This window comes from Pseudomonas sp. ML96 (assembly GCF_000761545.1).
GTDB lineage: Bacteria > Pseudomonadota > Gammaproteobacteria > Pseudomonadales > Pseudomonadaceae > Aquipseudomonas.
The window spans coordinates 76,275-95,678 of sequence record NZ_JPMY01000038.1 but is presented as its reverse complement, the minus strand read 5'-3'; the positions used below and the strand labels follow the sequence as shown (position 1 = coordinate 95,678).

Annotated in this window: 13 protein-coding genes; 12 read left to right on the top strand and 1 reads right to left on the bottom strand. The window is 59.6% G+C overall.

Annotated features, from left to right (window positions below; genetic code table 11):
- Positions 1-319 precede the first annotated feature (319 nt).
- Positions 320-6,367: an ATP-binding protein gene (locus IP89_RS18960; protein WP_043311240.1), complete on the top strand. Its 6,048-nt coding sequence runs from the start codon at positions 320-322 to the stop codon at positions 6,365-6,367.
- A gap of 262 nt (positions 6,368-6,629) precedes the next feature.
- Here the strand turns inward: IP89_RS18960 and pobA are convergent, their stop codons facing one another.
- Positions 6,630-7,817, bottom strand: coding sequence for a 4-hydroxybenzoate 3-monooxygenase (pobA, locus tag IP89_RS18955; RefSeq protein WP_043311238.1), 1,188 nt, complete (start codon positions 7,815-7,817; stop codon positions 6,630-6,632).
- A gap of 150 nt (positions 7,818-7,967) precedes the next feature.
- Here pobA and IP89_RS18950 point away from each other — a divergent pair, with 150 nt between their 5' ends.
- The 11 genes from IP89_RS18950 to IP89_RS18900 all read left to right on the top strand — a co-directional run bounded on the left by IP89_RS18950 (position 7,968) and on the right by IP89_RS18900 (position 19,401).
- Positions 7,968-8,840: a helix-turn-helix domain-containing protein gene (locus tag IP89_RS18950; protein WP_043311236.1), complete on the top strand. Its 873-nt coding sequence runs from the start codon at positions 7,968-7,970 to the stop codon at positions 8,838-8,840.
- Positions 8,837-9,766, top strand: coding sequence for a pca operon transcription factor PcaQ (pcaQ, locus tag IP89_RS18945; RefSeq protein ID WP_043311234.1), 930 nt, complete (start codon positions 8,837-8,839; stop codon positions 9,764-9,766). The genes IP89_RS18950 and pcaQ overlap by 4 nt, the downstream gene beginning before the upstream one ends.
- Positions 9,767-9,886: 120 nt before the next feature.
- Complete coding sequence (gene pcaH, locus IP89_RS18940; protein WP_043311233.1) at positions 9,887-10,606, top strand: protocatechuate 3,4-dioxygenase subunit beta; 720 nt, start codon at positions 9,887-9,889, stop codon at positions 10,604-10,606.
- An 11-nt stretch (positions 10,607-10,617) separates the two neighbouring features.
- A complete protein-coding gene (pcaG, locus tag IP89_RS18935) occupies positions 10,618-11,223 on the top strand; it encodes a protocatechuate 3,4-dioxygenase subunit alpha (protein ID WP_043311232.1) in 606 nt (201 codons plus the stop codon).
- A complete protein-coding gene (gene zapE, locus IP89_RS18930; RefSeq protein ID WP_052081138.1) occupies positions 11,213-12,310 on the top strand; it encodes a cell division protein ZapE in 1,098 nt (365 codons plus the stop codon). Before pcaG ends, zapE begins: the two co-directional genes overlap by 11 nt.
- 197 nt (positions 12,311-12,507) lie before the next feature.
- Positions 12,508-13,350 carry an IclR family transcriptional regulator gene (locus tag IP89_RS18925; protein WP_043311230.1) on the top strand — a complete coding sequence of 281 codons (843 nt, stop codon included), beginning with the start codon at positions 12,508-12,510 and terminating at the stop codon, positions 13,348-13,350.
- Between the two features lie 143 nt (positions 13,351-13,493).
- Positions 13,494-14,849: an MFS transporter gene (locus IP89_RS18920; RefSeq protein WP_052081137.1), complete on the top strand. Its 1,356-nt coding sequence runs from the start codon at positions 13,494-13,496 to the stop codon at positions 14,847-14,849.
- Between the two features lie 177 nt (positions 14,850-15,026).
- The gene (locus IP89_RS18915) at positions 15,027-15,881 is read left to right on the top strand and encodes a CoA transferase subunit A (protein WP_043311229.1); all 855 of its coding nucleotides are present in this window, start codon (positions 15,027-15,029) and stop codon (positions 15,879-15,881) included.
- Positions 15,878-16,660, top strand: coding sequence for a CoA-transferase subunit beta (locus IP89_RS18910; protein WP_043311228.1), 783 nt, complete (start codon positions 15,878-15,880; stop codon positions 16,658-16,660). Before IP89_RS18915 ends, IP89_RS18910 begins: the two co-directional genes overlap by 4 nt.
- Complete coding sequence (gene pcaF / locus IP89_RS18905; RefSeq protein ID WP_043311227.1) at positions 16,657-17,862, top strand: 3-oxoadipyl-CoA thiolase; 1,206 nt, start codon at positions 16,657-16,659, stop codon at positions 17,860-17,862. Before IP89_RS18910 ends, pcaF begins: the two co-directional genes overlap by 4 nt.
- Positions 17,863-18,039: 177 nt before the next feature.
- Entirely contained in the window at positions 18,040-19,401 is a 1,362-nt protein-coding gene (locus tag IP89_RS18900) for a 3-carboxy-cis,cis-muconate cycloisomerase (protein WP_043311226.1), read from the top strand.
- Positions 19,402-19,404 lie beyond the last annotated feature (3 nt).

The following is a 19,404-nucleotide window of genomic DNA, read 5'->3' as shown; positions in this document are numbered from 1 at the left end:
TCCTGCTTACGCAGGGTTCAGTGTGTTGCGTTCACCGGTTGAGTCCACAGCCGAAAGCAGCCCCTGCGAGTGGCAGCTGCCGGCCACGACCTGTCGCTCGAATTTCCTGACTGAACAGCAGGAATAGGCTGATGTTAGTCACTCACGCCCCATCTCGTGAATGACTGCTTCGATTGGGCTGGCCAGGCTTCGTTTCAGAGCAGCGCTCAATGACTTAGCCGCATCTACCGTCTGTTGCTGGACGCCTCGGGTTATGCTGAAGCAGTTTTCTTGGTATCAGTTGGCGTCAACTACCTAGTCCATTCACATGGATCCAAAAATGTCCAAGAAACCGAATCCATCAACCTCTGTAGCTCCTGCAACTGCGCCGGCGGAAGGCGAACGTCGAGCACTCCGTGGATACATTGGCCAGTACGAGCGGGCGGGCGCTGCCATTTATGCTGCTCTCGAGCGCGACGAGCTGCTCTGGATCGGCGTCGCAGACCGCAACGCGGGTATTGCCGACGACTTGGTGCTCGGTTTCGATGGGTTGGTGGTCGGCCACCAGTTCAAGACGTCCAAGTTCCCAGGCACTTTCACTGTTGAGACGCTGTTTACTGGTGCCAACGGCCTCTTGAGGCCCCTGGTTCATGCTTGGCAGTGCTTGCGCAAGGACAACCCGGGAAGCCGGGTCGAAATTCGCCTAGTCGTCAACGACTTTCCATCGATTACGGACAAGCCAGGCGACGGCACGCCGCCGCACAGCGCGGCATTCCTTGAAGAGTTCCAGCAGCATCCAAATCGATCGCTATCGGATTGGTACGCGGCGGAATGGAGCCGACTGATCGACCACCTGCGCCGTGAAGCCGGCCTAGGCGATGACGACTTCGAACAGTTCTTGCACAGCCTCCGCGTGGTGTGCGGAGCTGCGGCGGACTTCATCCAGTCGCACAAGTTGAACGCCGATCAGGCACGGCAGGCGTCCGAGATTGCAAGCGTACTCCCCAAGCTGGTCGCCGATGCACGCGACAAAGACAGGTGGACGCGTGACGAACTGCTTTGTGAGCTTGGCTGGCGTGATCCCGCCAAGACGCTGCTAATCCACCGGTTCCCGGTCGGCGCCTATGTCCAGCGCAACCGTGACACTGAGGTCAAGCTGTTAGCCGCGCTGCATGCCGCCGACCAGGGCTACGTCTCACTCATAGGACCGCCTGGCTCCGGGAAGTCCACTCTCCTGCAGGTTGCGCTGGCCACTGAGGCCAATATCCGGCTCGTTCGCTACTTGGCGTACGTGCCAGGTGCTGCTCAAGGCGTGGGTCGCGGGGAGGCCGACAACTTCCTGACTGACGTCGGCATGCAGTTACGCAACAGCGGTTTGGTTGGACTTCGTCTTCGCGACGACTCGCTGCATGAGCGCCGAGAGCAGTTCGGCGTCCTGGTACAGCAGGCTGGTGAACGCTTCGACCGCGACGGGATCCGAACAATCATCGTCGTCGACGGGCTCGACCATGTGCCTCGCGAAGAGCGGCCGACCAATTCGCTTCTGGGCGAGCTGCCTCTTCCCGCTGCCATCCCCAACGGGGTTGTGTTCATCCTCGGCACGCAGCGGCTGGATCTCGCGAATCTGAAGCCCGCCGTAAGAGAGCAAGCGGAGAAAAGCGAGCGACAGGTTCTCATGGGACCTCTCGGCCGCGAGGAGGTCGCCCGAATGGCAGATGCGCTTGGCCTGCCTGCCGAGATTCCAAGATTGGATCTAAGCAATCTATCGCATGGCCACCCGCTGGCAACGCGCTACTTAATTCATGCGCTGTTGCACGCGGACGAAGCCGGCCGTAAGCACCTTCTCAGCGGTGGGATGCCGTTCGACGGCGATATTGAGACCGTGTACACCGCTGCTTGGCGCGAGATCGCAAGCGATGTCGATGCCATGGACGTGCTGGGCTACATCGCTCGTGCTGAGGCGCCTGTGGACCTGCGGCTGCTGGCCACAATGGTCAAGGAGTCCGCGATTGAACGCGCCCTGATCGTTGCACGGCACCTGCTCCGCAGTTCATCCCAGGGGTGGAGCGTCTTCCACAACAGCTTTCGGCTGTTCGTCATCGCTCAACCTCGAACCCGCCTCGGAAGCGTCGATGCCGAATACTCGCAGCGCGTGTACCGCGACCTCGCCCAGTTGGCGAAGAACGCGCCGCCCGAATCGGCGCAGTACTGGCTTGAGTTGCGCTACCGCGCCCGTGCCGGCGACGGTGCCGATGTACTTGCGCTGGCGATGCCCGCTCGCTTCAGGCAGCAACTGGCTGACGGGCGTTCTATCGCCGAGATCCACGCCGATATCCGTCTGGCTCTGCTGGCAGTGCGTGGAATGCACGACGCGACCGCCTTCTCACGGCTGCTGCTGTGTCGTGACGAAGTGGGGCGGCGGGAAACTGCCCTTGAGTACGCCAACCAGCTTCCGCTGGCGATGCTAGCGGTTGGGGACATTGATGCAGCCCTGGCCTTCGTGCAGTACTTCCCCAGCCAGGGCTACGAGGTCGTCGACGCCCTGTTAGCGCGAGGGGACTTCGAGCGGGCGAAGGAACTGTTTGAAAGCCTCGAGCCACTGTCGCAGCTCCATACGTCCAAGTTCCAGAACCACGGGCACGACCACAACATAACGGAATTCGAGCGGTGGGCAAGGCGCGCCGTCCACTTCCGAGACACCGAGCAGATCCAGATAGCGATTGACCACCTCGCCGCAGAGGGGCTACGCCAGCCCGAAAAGGTGGATTCGCAAACTGTCGCCGCGCTGCAACTGCATCTGAGGAGGGAAGCCGCAGAGGCGATACTCCTTCAGAAGGTTGGCGCCGATCCACAAGACCTCTGCAGCAAGCTCGGGGTAGCCAACGAAGACAAGCCTTCGGTGATCGTTCACGCAGGTCTTGTGGCCAGTCGGCGTGGCGACGTTGCGCAAGCGCTTGCCCTGTTTGATGCTGCCGCCGCCCTTCCTGGCTTCGTAGAGGTACCCAACGGCTACCGACGCCGGATGGCACTAATTGCATTCGAAGCTGACCGTCGTGACCTAGCCGAGGCCCTGTTCGACAAGCTGGTCGCACCGATGATCTCTATGTGCGACGACGAGGCGGACCTGGCTGGGCTGGGTAATCTGGTCGGTGCGGTGATGCATCACGCGAGGCTTTGCACGCTGCTCAATAAGCCGCTGCCAAGCGCGACACCGTCGAAGCACACCTTCCTTCATCCGCTCCAGCAGCACGCCTCGACGATAGGCGTGCTTCTAGGTCGCGCCGCCGTCGACAACGCGTCCGTGCCGGCCGGCAGCATCCAGGACGAAGCACGCATTGCCCTTGGGTACGTCCTACGTCTGACATCAGAAGGCGGCAGCGAGTCATATCGCATCCAGCAGGCCTTCAAAGCGGTCCCCATGCTCGTGCCAGCGCTGCTGAGGCTCGGCGCCAAGCGCGGCGAGACTGAGTACCGTGCGGTACTTCGGGAAATTGACGCAGCCATCGCCTCATCGACGCTGGGGGGCACTGCGTACCTGCGACGCAGATTGGCCGTCGATGCGTATAGGGTTGACGGTGACGGGGTGGCGGCCGTCGATCGACTCAACGCACTCGTGGCGGAGCTTCAGGAGAGCACGCCGAGCGAGCAGATCGACGGGTTGGCCGATCTGGCCATCGCGCTGGCTGCGGTCGGGGACTTAGAGCGGGCCAAACAGTTGCTGGCGACGGTTCCCGAGCAATGCCTTGGCTACGCGTTGGCCCCCAAGAAAGACCCGCAGTACGCAATCTGGCGAGACATCCTGGTCCTTGCGAACGCCGCTGACCCGGAGAACCGTGTCAAGCGAGTATCGACCTTAATGCGCCAGGTCGGCGGCATGACCGAAACGGAAGGGTCGTCGGCCGCGCATCGTTTGACGATGTCGCTAATCGAGGAAGCGACGCAGGTCGGACCTCGCTTCGGCTTCGAGGTGTCAAAGACACTGGCGGATTGGAATCTGATTGGCTGGCCGAACCGTGTTGACCTGCTCATGACGGGGATGGTGCGGCGAAGCCCTGAACTCTTCTTGGCTTGCGCGACGGTCTGGTGCGGTCTGTGTCTGCCGTTTTACATGGAACCGTACTACCGGGACCCGCACCACGTCGGTGACTTCATCGACATCGCCGCCGACGCCGCAGGACCTAGACAGATTGAACCGCTCGCGCGGATGTTTTTGGCGGTGATCGAGGTAGCCAGCAGGGCACACGAGAGGGTCGGACTGCTCCAGCGCCTTCGCGCCGCTGCCGGAAGACATGGGTTTTCATCTGCCGAGCTCGACGCCGCCGTAGCCCGGTGGACGTCAGAAGCGCCGGAACCTCGACACTCGTATACGCCAAGCAAGTACGACTCGGAGACCACTCTCGAGCAGCTTGAGCGCGCGTTTGAAGCGGATGGCGACGAACTGAACTACAACGCCCCGTACCGTTTCAGATATCTGGCCGAGACGGCCCCGCTTCATCTGGCGCGGAGGATATTTGAGCGCTGGCAGGTCTTGCAAGACGACGCGCGCTGCCGCTTCCTGATGGTTAAAAGGTTGGCTGTGGCGGGGGAGGTCGAGTACGCCAAGAAGCTGATGCAAGGCTACGAGTCAAGCAAGGACCCCTGGAGTTCCTGGAGCCAGTGGATGGGTGGCGGTAAGTTCTTCTACTTTGAGGCGAAGAAGCTCTTGCAGGGACCATCCACATGCCCAGCCGCCTTCGAGAACATTGTCGATTCAGTAACGGCGGGCCAGGAGAACACCCAGTCACTGCTGACAGAGCTGGATTCGATACTGCCGGTAATCAGCGCGACGCCGGATTGGCCGGCCATCTGGTCGCTACTTGAGGAACAGATGGCCTGCACTCGCGAGTTCCAGCTGGGGCGACCCTTCCAGCCGAGCGAGCTACCGCTCAGCGACACGGAACTTTTGGAGGATCTGCTGCACTTTGCCTATCGGCTGCCCGTTGCAGAAGTTCAGCGACACGCACGCAATTGCACGTTGAGCCTGGCAAGGCAAGCCGGACTCGGCCAAGCTTTGTTCAAGTCCCTTATGCGGCGACTTATAGCCGGCGAATTAGATGCCCCCTTGCAGGCGCTCGGAACGCTGCTGGCTGCTGACAGCGCGGACCTTGCCCCCGAGTTGGGCAGCGCCGTGGCTGCGTTGGTCAGTCACCGTGACATCGCGGTGGCAGAGTCAGCCGCGCTCTTGTCGCATCGGTGGAGGCAGGCTGTCCCCTTGGACGCGATACCACTGCCGCTTTTCTATCGCCTTGAACTCGAGCACCCGCCAGAGGGCGACCAGGCATTCACGGACGAAAGAACTGGTGCAATGCGCGTCGAGTCGCCGCTTGGCTGGACCGAGATGTTGCGCTCGACGGCACGTCACATCGCGAAGGCGGCAGGCATTGAGGAGATGACAGTCCGCCGACGCGCGGCGATGTTCATCCAGGATTGGGGTGGACTTGAGGCATTCGGGCCCTCTGGCATCAAAAGGCTTGAGACTCAGCTTCGCGTGCTCGACATGCAGATCACTTACCTGAAGCCCCACGCCTACATCGCCATTGCCGCACTTCGCCACGTCGCGGGAGAACTGCGGCTGGCCGGCAAAGTGAAAGGCAGCGACATGCCCACGCTTTTGGAACGTTTGAACTGCCCGCTTCCGCCTCGACCGCTGAAGCTCCCGCGAGGGCGCCCCGAGTGGATCCGAATGCCGCTGTTGAACCGAAGTGCGGGTTGGTCCGAGCGAGAACGGAAGTGGATTGACGAAGTCGACGGTGACGTTGCCCCCTTCCCAGCAGACAGCCACGGCCAAGTCGTGGCCGAAGTATCCCGCTTCAAGATTCTCAAGCCACGGATGTCGGAGCACCGCCTCTACCGCTTTAGAGCACCCTCGGCAGAGATTGACAGTGAAGACTTCGACGACTGCTATGCCAGGCTGCCCATCGCTGTTTGGCTTGGCCAGTACGTCGCATTTGACAATGATCTGGCGCCAACGCTGGTAAGGAGAGTTGTTTGCTCGGTGGATATGGGCTTTGACGCAGCGGCCTATTCGTTCGCTTTGTGCCCGAACTGGGTGAAGCGGCTTAGCTGGAGCGCGCATGACGAGGAGCCCAGCGTCTTCCTCGACCCGAGCGGCGCTGTGGTCGCAAGGCTCTGCTGGTGGCGTGATGCCGGCCCGGTTGATATCGATGCGGAGTCCCTGTGGGGCGAGGGTTGCTACCTCGTCCTGACGTCAGTAGGCATCGAACAGGTCACCACTGCCCGTGGGAAGCCGGACCTAGACATCAGCGTGTTCGCAAGCAGGCAGATCAAGCAACCGAGCAGCTACGGGCAGTCTCTCTTGAAGACGGCGAAGAACGGCTACTCAATCTAAGCCATGCAGATTCAAGCGAGAGGGGCCATGCTGGCTCGAGCTGGCTGTCCCGGAGGGTTGCTTCCGGCCGGTGGCTAGCGTTCGTAGTACCCTAACGATCGATCGCTCCCGCTGCGAAGCAGCCATCGGACTTTCCAAATCGAACTTCTGCTTTGGGTCGATTTGAGCCGATTACGACAGGCAGCTATTGGTCGATAGCTGCCGCCTTACGCCACTGAAGATGGTCGCGACTTGCCAGCGTGACCGCTGGCAAGTGAATCGATCACTCGTCAATAGCTTCGTACGGCAAGCCAACGTAGTTCTCAGCAATGGTCTTTCGACCGGCCTCAGAGCTGATGAAGTAGTCCAGCTCGGTTTGCTGCATGCGCAAGCTGAAGTCGTCGGTGCCGGGGAATTTGTGCAGCATCGAGGTCATCCACCAGGAGAAGCGCTCGGCTTTCCAGATGCGTTTCAGGCACACGGCCGAGTAGCGCTCCAAGAGCTCGTGGCGACCTTCGCGGTAGACCTTTAGAAGAATGCGGTACAGGGTGCTGACGTCGCTGGCGGCAAGGTTCAGACCTTTGGCACCTGTGGGCGGGACGATGTGCGCGGCGTCGCCGACCAAGAACAGATGGCCGTACTGCATAGGCTCGACCACGAAGCTGCGAAGCGGGGCGATGCTCTTCTCGATAGATGGGCCGGTGATCAGCTGGGCTGCAGTGTCGACCGGAAGACGGCTCTTCAACTCGTTCCAAAAGCGTTCGTCGGACCAGTCTTCGACCTTTTCCTCAGCGCCGACCTGTACGTAGTAACGGGTGCGGGTTGGGGAGCGCATGCTGCACAGAGCGAAGCCGCGTTCATGGTTGGCGTAGATCAGCTCTTCGTTCACCGGTGGGGTGTCGGCCAGAACACCCAGCCAGCCGAATGGATAGACCCGCTCGAATTCTTTGAGTACGCCGTCCGGGATGGATTTGCGCGAGACACCGTGGAAGCCATCGCAGCCGGCGATATGGTCACAGTCCAGGCGCACGCTCTCACCGTGGAGGGTGAAGGTGACGAAGGGGGATTCGCCCTTGAGGTCATGCAGTCGGGCGTCTGCCACGTTGTAGAGGGTCTTGGCACCACACGCTTCGCGAGCCTCCATCAGATCGCGAGTGACCTCCGTCTGACCGTAGATCATCACGGTCTTTCCACCAGTCAGCTCGCGTAGATCTATGCGCTCGCGGCGGCCATCGAAAGCTAATTCGAATCCATCATGCACCAGGCCTTCACGATCCATGCGCTCACTGACGCCGGCTTCTCGCAGCAGATCCACCATTCCTTGTTCGAGCACCCCGGCGCGGATACGGCTGAGTACGTAGTCCGGGCTCTGGCGCTCGATGATGATGTTGTCGATGCCGGCCTTGTGCAGCAGTTGACCGAGAAGCAGGCCCGACGGGCCCGCGCCGATGATGGCGACTTGGGTTTTCATTGTTGTTGTCCTCATTGTCGCGTTCCGCGGCAGAGCCCCGGCGACGCTATTGTTTTTGTCTCCTGTATTTTTGGTGGATGAATTGGAGCGTAGAAGGCACTATCCAATTAAATATGTGGACTTTCCATGGATACGCTCGGCTGCCTATAAATGCACAAAACGCCTGCCGCAAATCCTGTTCCGGTGTTCCAGTTGTACGGCGAGACTCATGCTTGGCCGACACCGGACCCCATCCATTGCGAATCGATTCCGTCGCGTAGCAGCCTGTACGACTGGGAGATTCGTCCGCATCGGCATGCCGATCTGGTGCAATTGCTCTACGTACACAGCGGTGAGGCCGAGTTGGAGGTGGAGGGCGTGGTCACTCGCGTGCACAAGGCGACTCTGCAGGTCAGTCCTCCGCTTTGCGTACATGGTTTTCGCTTCACTGCCCAGATTGACGGCTATGTCTTGAGCCTGGCTCAGCCTTTTGCCGAGGAACTGATCGGCCTGCTTGAGAGCTCGGTGCTGGAGCAACCGCAGTGCTATGCGGCGGGTGAGGACGAGCGCTACCTGAGCACCCTGTTTGAGTCCATAGATCGCGAGTACGCACGGCATGAGCCGGGCAGGGAGCTGATGCTACGTTCGTTGGTCAGTGCGTTGTTGGTGTGGCTTAGTCGCCGCCATCGGCAGGCCAATAATGCTGCTGGCGTCGCACTGGACCGCGGCCGTGATCACCTACAGGCGTTTCGCCGCCAGGTAGAGGCGCACTTTCGCGAGCATCTTCCTATCGAGCAGTACGCTCAAAGCTTGAGTATTAGCGCGGCCCATCTTAATGCCCTGTGTCGGCGCCTGGCAGGTGTTTCGGCGTTGCAACTGATCAATCAGCGGCTGCTGCTGGAGGCCAAGCGCAACCTGGTTTACACCAGCATGACGGTGCAGGAAGTATCCGATCAGCTGGGCTTTTCCGAGCCAGCGTATTTCTCGCGCTTCTTCAAACGAGGTACCGGGCTGTCGCCCAAAGCTTTCCGAGGTAACCGATGAGCATCGACAACCGCATTAAGTTTCGTCATCTGCAGTGTTTTCTCGAAGTGGCGAGGCTGGGCAGCCTGGCGCGCGCAGCGGATAGACTGGCGGTAAGTCAGCCGGCAGTGTCTAAAACGCTCAAGGAGCTGGAGGAGGTCCTCGGCGCGCAATTGTTCGAGCGTAGCAAGGGTGGTGCTGAGTTGACGGAGGCGGGCAGGGATTTTCTGCGTTATGCCGGGCCTTGTGTGCAGGCTCTGCGTGAAGGGGTAGAGAGTCTGCGGGGTGTTGAGTACCAGGCACACAGTGTGCGCTTGGGGGTGTTGTCCACCGCCGAGGGAGCTTTTCTACCCGAGGTTGTGCGACGCCTCCATGAGCGTCACTCGGCCTTAGTCCTCAATGTTGTGACTGGGCCAAGCTCACACTTGCTCTCTCAGTTGCGACTGGGGGAGTTGGATCTGGTGGTAGGGCGCATGGCCGACAGTCCAGATATACAAGGCCTAACCTTCGAGCACCTATACAACGAGCCCTTAACCCTGGTTGCGCGCGCGGGTCATCCGTTACGGGCACAACCCTTCGATACGGCTGTACTGGAGGGATATCCGTTGGTGTTGCCTACTGCCGGAACCACCATTCGCAAGCGCATCGACAGTCTGTTTGTCGAGCGCGGCCTGCGGTTGCCGCAACGGCGCTTGGAAACCCTTTCGTTGAGCTTGAGTCGACGTTACGTCGACGAAAGCGATGCGGTATGGGTAGCGCCAACTGACGCAGTGCGCGCGGCGCTAAACAAGGGGGAGCTGGTCGAGCTGGCGCCTGAGTTACAGGAGGCTGGTGGCTCGGTGGGCATCTGCAGCAATGCGGCGCAACCCATACCCCTGGGCGCTAATTGGTGCCAAGAGGTGTTCCGCGAGGTAGGCAATGAGTACCGCGAGGGCATTTATCCATAACCATTTGGTTATGGATGTGTGGCTCCTTTTCAATATTCAATAGTGATCAGCTGGCGGAAACTGCGGCGCACATGCCTGATGCTCTGCAGGCTCCTATAACTCCAACAACAGGAGACCGCCATGTCCGAACAGGACAGTAGCCGTTTCGTCATTCGTGACCGCAATTGGCACCCCAAAGCTCTGACTCCCGACTATAAGACCTCCATTGCCCGATCGCCTCGACAGGCGCTGGTGAGCATCCCTCAGTCAGTATCTGAAAGCACCGGACCGGACTTCTCGCACCTGAAGATGGGCGAGCATGACAATGATCTGCTGCTTAATTTCAATACCGGCAGCCTGCCGATTGGTGAGCGCATCATCGTCGCCGGCAGGGTGATGGATCAGTACGGCAAGCCGATCCCGCATACCTTGGTAGAGATGTGGCAGGCAAATGCCGGCGGCCGCTACCGCCACAAGAACGACCGCTACCTGGCTCCACTTGACCCAAACTTTGGGGGCGTTGGCCGGGCGTTGACCGATGCTGACGGTAACTACATGTTCCGCACCATCAAGCCTGGTCCGTATCCATGGCGTAACGGGCCAAACGACTGGCGACCAGCACATATCCACTTCTCTATCAGCGGTCCGTCTATCTCCACCAAACTGATCACCCAGCTGTATTTCGAAGGGGATCCACTCATTCCGATGTGTCCCATCGTCAAGTCGATCGCCAACCCGGACGCGGTGCAGACGCTGATCGCCAAGCTCGACATGGGTATGGCCAACCCTATGGATTGCCTGGCCTACCGCTTCGATATCGTGCTGCGCGGCCAGCGCAAGACTCACTTCGAGAACCGCTGAGGACTCCGGATATGCCTGTTCAACTTCTGCCTGAAACCCCTTCGCAGACCGCTGGCCCTTACGTGCATATCGGTCTGGCTCTGGAGGCCGCCGGCAATCCGCCGCGCCCCCAGGAGATCTGGAGCGAGCTAGCGAAACCAAGCGCTCCTGGTGAGCACATTCTGCTGCTTGGTAACGTCTTCGACGGGAACGACCATCTGGTGCGCGACTCCTTCCTGGAGGTCTGGCAGGCCAACCATGAGGGTGTCTACGACAGTGCCTTTGATGTGGAAAAATCCTTCAACAGCTTTGGTCGTACCGCCACGACCTTCGACGCTGGTGAATGGACGCTGAAGACGGTCAAACCTGGTGTGGTGAAGAATGCTGCCGGTGTGCCGATGGCGCCACATATCAACGTCTCGCTGTTCGCCCGTGGTATCAATGTCCACCTGCACACGCGCATCTATTTCGAAGATGAGGCTGAAGCCAACAAGCTCGATCCAGTGCTTAATCTGATTGAGCAACCGCAGCGCCGTGAAACCCTGGTCGCCAAGCGCTGCGAGGTAGAGGGCAAGTTGGCTTATCGCTTTGATATTCGCATTCAGGGAGAAGGGGAAACCGTCTTCTTTGACTTCTAAGCCAAATGCATTCGAAACCGGCTCGAATACAGAGCCGGTTGCTCAGCGTGTCCGCCGCCACTTCGAGGACTTGCTGGATGCCCGTGGCTACCGAGCTGATGCCGCGCAGTTGGCCGCCATCGAGCAGTTGGGTGGATGGTTAGGGGAGCGCCTAGAAGGGCGTAATAGTTGGTTTAAGCGACGCCCTGCAGGTGTTTATCTCTGGGGCGGAGTAGGCCGCGGGAAGAGCTTTGTGATGGATGCGTTCTTCGCTGCTGCGCCGGTGGAAGGGAAGCGCCGTGTGCACTTCCACGCCTTCTTGCAGGAGCTTCAGGTACGCATGCTGGCCTTCAATGGCCAAGCAGACCCATTGGCACGTGTGGCTCGAGAAATTGCCGAGCGGACGCAATTGCTGTGCTTCGACGAGTTTCATGTTCACGATATTGGTGATGCCATGTTGCTCGGGCGCCTGCTCAAGGTATTGGAGGAGGAGGGCGTAGGCCTGGTCTGTACCTCCAACTACAGCCCCGACAAGCTGTGCCCGAATCCGCTATATCGCGAGCGCTTCAAGCCGGCTATAGCTCTGATCGAAAAGCGCTTCACGATTCTTTCGGTGGAAGGTGGCGAGGACTACCGCCTGCGAAGCACTGCGCTGGAGGCATGGGGGCGCTTCTATTGGCCGGAGCCTGGGGAGATTGCTGAGCAGCTACCTCGGCAACTTGGGCTGGCCGGCGATGCGGCGTTCGACCAGGTTTTGGAGGTCAATCACCATCCGCTGCACATTCATGCCCACGATGAATGTGGTGCCTGGTTGGATTTTGCTGAGCTGTTCGCCACGCCGCGCTCGGCAGCCGACTACCTGTGGTTGATCGAGCACTACCCGCGTATTGCTGTCACCGGCTTGGATTGTCTCGGCAACTACCCGCAAGACGTCAGTCAGCGTTTTCTCAACTTCATCGACATTGCATATGACCGCCGACTGCAGCTGCATCTGTACTCGCGAGTAGCGCTGGAGCATTTGGCTGAGGGCGGCAACTCGGTGGACTTTTCTCGCACCTTGAGTCGATTACGGCAGTTGCAGGTTGTGGAGCTTCCAGCCCTGCACTGAAACCGGCACCTGACGCACGTAGTTGGTGGGGTGAGAAAGCTAGACGCTGTGCGCCCCAGCACCTGACCAGTGGCGTAAACCGCTGGGGCGCAGCAGCACTGTCACGGTAAGCGGCGCATGGTTAATGATCAATTGCGATTATCGAACTATGGTTCGATAATCGGACATAATTTGCTGCTGCGATAGGAAATCACGACATGAGCGATGACTCACGCCAGCCACTCCAAACGTTGGCTCCGCCCATCGTTGCATCGCCCGCCAAGCGCATAGACGCCTTAACCGGCGACCCTAACTTCATGACGTCATTGGCTCGTGGCTTAGCAGTTATCCATGCTTTCCAGGAGCGGAAGCGACAACTGACTATCGCGCAGATCAGCCATCGCACAGAGATTCCACGAGCGGCTGTGCGGCGTTGTCTGCATACCTTGATCAAGTTGGGGTACGCCACCACCGATGGGCGCACGTACTCGCTACTCCCCAAGGTGTTGACCCTGGGACACGCATATCTGTCATCGACGCCTCTGGCTGTCACGGCCCAGCCAATCCTTGATCGCATTAGCGAGCAGTTGCATGAGGCTTGCTCGATGGCGACGTTGGAAGGGAGCGAGATTCTCTACATCGCTCGCTCCGCCACACCACAGCGCCTGATTTCGGTCGACCTTAGCGTTGGCAGCCGCCTGCCGGCGTACTGCACCTCCATGGGCCGAATCCTTCTCGCCGGCCTAGACGATCCGGCCCTAGAGGAGTATCTGGAGACAGCCGACCTGCAGGTTAAGACCAGTCGTACTTTGCACACTGCTGAGGCTCTTCGCGCCAACATCGCTGAAATTCGCCAGCAGGGCTGGGTGATCATCGATCAGGAGCTGGAGATGGGGTTGCGTTCAGTAGCCGTGCCGCTGCGAGACTCTGCGGGTCAGGTCCTTGCGGCGCTCAATGTGGGGACCCATGTCAGCAGGACGTCTCGCCAGGAGCTGGAAAGGAAGTTTTTGCCGGTGCTGCTTGAGGCAAGCAAAGAGCTGGGTACCCGCCTGTTCCACTAGTGGAGATTTGCGGCTGAAGCTGGTCGATTAACGAACGCTGATTCGATTATCGGCTTGTTCGGCGTTGGTGGGGCGCATAGTTTGCGGGGAGTTCAGTAGAGGCCTGTCCGGCTCGCTGGCTTATCCAACAACAAGAGATTCCCATGACTGCCTTGAATACTCCGGCCTCGCTGCCGACTGCCACCATGGACGTGCAGTCCTTCATCAACACTCAGCCGTTGTCTCGTTACCAATGGCGCATTGTCCTGCTGTGCTTTCTGATCGTCTTCCTTGATGGGCTCGACACAGCAGCCATGGGGTTCATTGCCCCAGCTTTGAGTCAGGACTGGGGTATCGATCGCGCAAGCCTTGGCCCGGTCATGAGCGCAGCGCTGATTGGTATGGTGTTTGGCGCTCTAGGCTCAGGCCCATTAGCTGACAGGTTCGGGCGCAAGGTCGTGTTGGTCGTTGCAGTTTTCTTGTTCGGCCTTTTCAGCCTGCTCTCGGCCTTCAGTAGCAACGTTGAGCAACTGCTCGTCTTTCGCCTTCTGACAGGTCTAGGACTGGGGGCTGCGATGCCAAATGCCACCACTCTGCTGTCGGAGTACACGCCGGAGCGCCTCAAGTCTCTGCTCGTGACCAGCATGTTTTGTGGCTTCAATCTGGGCATGGCCTGTGGCGGGTTTGTATCTGCCAAGCTGATACCCGCTATGGGCTGGCACAGCCTGCTGGTTCTTGGTGGCGTTCTACCTCTGATCCTTGCATTGGTGCTGTTGGTATACCTACCAGAGTCAGCGCGTTACCTGGTGGTCCGCGGTCGAGGTGCCGAGCGGGTGCATAAAGTGCTCTCACCCATAGCGCCTGACGTGCTTAAGAGTGTTCATGCGTTCAGTGTCCCAGAGCAAAAAACCATCCAGAGCCGTAACGTTCTTAAAGTCGTTTTCTCTGGTGCGTACAGCGCCGGCACTCTGTTGCTGTGGCTGACCTACTTCATGGGCTTGGTGATCGTCTATTTGCTGACGAGTTGGCTCCCGACCTTGATGCGCGATAGCGGTGCGAGCATGGAGCAGGCAGCGTTCATCGGGGCGCTGTTCCAGTTTGGTGGTGTGCTCAGTGCAGTAGCAGTTGGCTGGGCCATGGACCGCTACAACCCGCACAAGGTCATCGGCGTCTTCTACCTCTTCGCAGGAGTTTTTGCCTACTTCGTTGGGCAAAGCCTCGACCAGGTAGCGCTCCTGGCTACCCTCGTGTTGTTGGCCGGCATGTGTGTAAACGGCGCGCAATCGGCAATGCCTTCGTTGGCCGCGCGCTTTTATCCGACTCAGGGGCGTGCCACTGGGGTTTCTTGGATGCTCGGCATCGGCCGTTTCGGGGCCATCCTGGGTGCCTGGATGGGGGCCACCCTCTTGGGGATGGGTTGGAACTTTGAGCAAGTGCTGACTGCTCTGGTAGTGCCTGCCGCCATTGCGACAACGGCGGTGGTATTGAAGGGCTTGGTGAGTCACTCGGACGCTACATGATCTAGTGTGTTCGCCACAGCGCCCGGTTTAGCCGGGCGTTGTCGTTTTGGTCTGCTGAAATTCTAGTGTTCGATAATCGAACTGTTAGTCGATTATCGGATTGTTAGCGATATGCGTGACAGGTACTTTTCCTTCACCCGGCGTGCCGCCACGCCTAGCTGACAATCGAGACCCGCCATGGCTGAAATTCTCTCCCTTCGCGAAGCCGTCGAACGCTTCGTCCACGACGGCGACACTGTCGCCCTCGAAGGTTTTACCCATCTGATTCCTACTGCTGCAGCCCATGAGCTCATTCGGCAGAATAAGAAAGACCTGCACCTGGTGCGCATGACCCCCGACCTTGTCTATGACCTGCTGATTGGTGCCGGCTGCGCGCGTAAATTGACCTTCTCCTGGGGCGGAAATCCCGGAGTGGGTTCGCTGCACCGCCTGCGCGATGCGGTAGAAAAGGGCTGGCCTCATCCTTTGCAGATCGAAGAGCACAGCCATGCCGCTATGGCTAACGCCTATGTGGCGGGGGCGTCCGGACTGCCGTTCGCGGTACTGCGCGGCTATCAGGGTTCCGACCTGGTGAACGTCAATCCGCGAATCCGGTTTATCCAATGCCCATTTACAGGGGAGCAGTTGGCTGCTGTGCCGTCGGTTCGCCCGGACGTCACTGTTGTCCACGCACAAAAAGCCGACCGTAAAGGCAACGTGCTGATCCAAGGCATCCTCGGTGTGCAGAAAGAGGCTGCTCTGGCAGCTAAACGCTGCATCGTCACCGTAGAAGAGCTTGTTGATGATCTGCAGGCCCCGATGAATGCCTGCGTACTGCCGACCTGGGCAATCAGTGCCGTATGCGTGGTTCCCCGTGGAGCCCATCCTTCTTACGCCCATGGCTACTACGAACGTGACAATCGGTTCTACCAAGCGTGGGATCCGATCGCCCGTGACCGTGAAACCTTCATTGCTTGGATCGATGAGTACATCCGCGGCACAGAGGATTTTGCGCAGTACCAGGCGAAGCTGAACGGGGAGACACAGCAATGACCGACTTCAACACCAACGAAATGATGACTGTGGCTGCAGCACGTCGTCTCGGTAACGGTAGCGTCTGTTTTGTCGGCATTGGCCTGCCGTCCAAGGCGGCTAACCTGGCTCGCCTAACTCATGCACCGGAAGTGGTGCTGATCTACGAATCCGGCCCGATCGGCGCCAAGCCGAGCGTACTGCCGCTGTCGATCGGCGACGGGGAGTTGGCCGAGACCGCCGACACCGTGGTGCCTACCGGGGAGATTTTCCGTTACTGGCTCCAGGGCGGGCGCATCGACGTCGGCTTCCTCGGCGCAGCCCAGGTCGACAAGTACGGCAACATCAATACCACGGTGATCGGCGACTACCAGCAGCCCAAGGTTCGCTTGCCTGGCGCCGGCGGTGCACCTGAGATCGCTGGCTCGGCCAAGCAGGTTCTGATCATCCTGAAGCAGGGTCACCGTACCTTTGTCGAGAAGCTGGCCTTTGTTACTTCCGTCGGATTCGGCGAAGGGGGCGATCATCGCAAGCGCCTGGGGCTCCCCGGAGCAGGGCCGGTAGCCATCATCACCGACCTATGCATTATGGAACCGGAGGCTGGCACCAACGAATTCATCGTCACCTCCTTGCACCCGGGCGTGACCCGCGAGCAGGTGATCGAGAATACAGGCTGGCAGATCCGCTTCGCTGATGTGGTGACTACTACCGAGGCACCAAAGGCCGAGGAGCTCGTTGCTCTGCGCGACTTGGAAGCGCGCACTGCTGCTGCCCATGGGCAGAAGGGGAGCGATGAATGAGTCGCGAAGTCTTCATCTGCGATGCAGTACGCACTCCAATTGGCCGCCTCAACGGTGGCCTGTCTGCCGTACGTGCTGATGATTTGGCGGCGGTGCCGCTAAAGGCTCTCATCGAGCGTAATCCCCAGGTGAGTTGGCATGCCGTAGACGAAGTCTTCATGGGCTGTGCCAACCAGTCTGGTGAGGACAACCGCAATGTCGCGCGTATGGCCGCTCTGCTCGCGGGACTACCGGAAACTGTGCCGGGAGTGACGCTCAATCGCCTCTGTGCCTCGGGCATGGAGGCGGTAGGTGCAGCCTTCCGTGCGATCGCCTCAGGTGAAATGGAGCTGGTCATCGCTGCCGGTGTGGAGTCGATGACCAGAGCCCCATATGTAATGGGGAAGGCCGACAGCGCATTCGGTCGCGGTCAGAAGCTGGAAGACACTACTCTCGGGTGGCGCTTCATCAATCCAGCGATGAAGGATCAATACGGTGTTGATCCAATGCCAGTCACGGGCGACAACGTCGCCGAGGACTATGGTGTCAGCCGAGCCGATCAGGACGCTTTCGCACTGCGCAGTCAGCGACTTGCCGCAGCGGCTCAGGAAAGTGGTTATTACGCAGAGGAAATCGTCCCGGTGGTGATTAAGTCCAAGAAGGGCGAGATCGTTTTCAACACCGACGAGCATCCTCGGGCGGACACCAACATCGAGGGCCTGGCCAAGCTCAAGCCGGTGAATGGCCCAGATAAAACAGTAACTGCTGGCAACGCCTCGGGGCTCAATGACGGTGCTTCGGCGATGATCTTGGCGTCTGCTGCTGCCGTGCAGAAATATGGACTTAAGCCTCGTGCCAAAGTCCTTGGTATGGCTAGCGGCGGTGTGCTGCCTCGAGTAATGGGAGTGGGCCCGGTTCCAGCTGTGCGCAAGCTACTGGAGCGCTTGAGCTTGGATATCTTGGACTTTGATGTGATCGAGCTGAATGAGGCTTTTGCCGCTCAGGCTCTGGCAGTCACCCGGGAATTGGGGATCGCCGATGACGATGCTCGAATCAACCCGAACGGTGGTGCCATTGCTCTCGGCCACCCGCTAGGAATGAGTGGTAACCGCCTGGTGCTGACCGCTATACACCACCTTGAGAAAACGGGTGGCCAATATGGTTTGGCAACCATGTGTGTTGGGGTCGGCCAGGGTCTAGCCCTGGCAGTCGAGCGGGTCTGATCATCGCCCGGGCTGAGCGCACTGCGCTTGGCTCGGGACGCTTGCAACAGCGGATTTACATACTGGCATCTGGGGCTCGGAAACCTAATCAGCATGTGAGTCCGCTGTTGCAAGCGCTGGCTCGTGAAGGGCGACTGCGATACAACGACTTACCTTCCAGAATATCGGAGCACCGGCTTGAACAGCCCAAGCAACCAACTCTTCGATGCCTACTTCACTCAGGCGAACATGCGAGCAGTTTTCTGCGATCGCGGCCGGGTGCAGGGCATGCTGGACTTTGAGCTAGCGCTGGCCCGTGCGGAGGCCCGGGTCGGCTTGATTCCATCAGAAGCCGTAGCACCGATCGCCGCGGCTTGCATCGCAGAAAACTATGACTTTGACGCGCTGGCTCAGGCGATTGTCAGCGCCGGCAACTCAGCGATACCTCTGGTTAAAGCACTAGGCCAGCAGGTGGCAGCGCAGAGCACAGAGGCAGAGCGTTTTGTGCATCTCGGCGCTACCAGTCAGGATGTGATGGACACGGGGTTGGTGCTGCAGTTGCGCAATGCGATAGCGCTGCTGGAAACCGATCTGGCCTCATTGGCGGATGCACTGGCATTACAAGCTGAACGTTACGCTGAAACGCCCCTGGCTGGGCGGACTTGGCTGCAGCATGCGACGCCAGTGACCCTGGGAATGAAGTTGGCGGGAGTGCTCGGGGCAGTGTCGCGTCATCGTCAGCGCCTGATCGAGCTGAAGCCACGTCTGCTGTGCCTGCAGTTTGGTGGTGCCTCCGGCAGCCTGGCTGCATTGGGTGATATGGCTTGGCCGGTGAGCGAAGCGCTTGCCTTGGAACTGAAGCTACAGCTACCTGAGCAGCCTTGGCATACGCAGCGGGATCGTCTGGTCGAGCTCGGCGGCTTGCTCGGGTTGATTGCCGGAAGCCTGGGCAAACTAGGTCGCGATATCAGCCTGCTGATGCAGACAGAAACCGGTGAAGTCTTCGAGCCCTCAGCTCCTGGTAAAGGCGGTTCCTCCACCATGCCTCACAAGCGCAACCCTGTGAGCGCTGCCGTCCTGATTAGTGCCGCTACGCGAGCCCCTGGTCTGGTATCGACCATGCTGGCAGCCATGCCTCAAGAGCATGAGCGAAGCCTTGGTCTTTGGCATGCAGAATGGGAAACCCTGCCAGAGCTCTGCTGCTTGGTTTCCGGAGCCCTGCAGCAGGCCCTGTTGGTTGTGCCAAGCATAGAGGTCGATGCTGAGCGCATGAGGGAGAACCTCAATCTGACGCAGGGCCTTGTGCTGGCTGAGGCGGTAAGCATCGCACTGGCGCAGCGCATTGGTCGCGATGCCTCCCATCACCTGGTAGAGCAATGCTGCCGCCAGGCGGTGAAGGAGGGCGTCCATCTACGAGTCGTTCTGGATAGCAACGCTGAAGTCAGTGCGCAGCTTTCCAGTGCTGAGCTAGATCGTCTGCTCGACCCCGCACACTACCTCGGACAGGCGCGACGCTGGGTCGAACGCGCCATTGCCGATCATTCGAACATCTCGCGCTAGGAG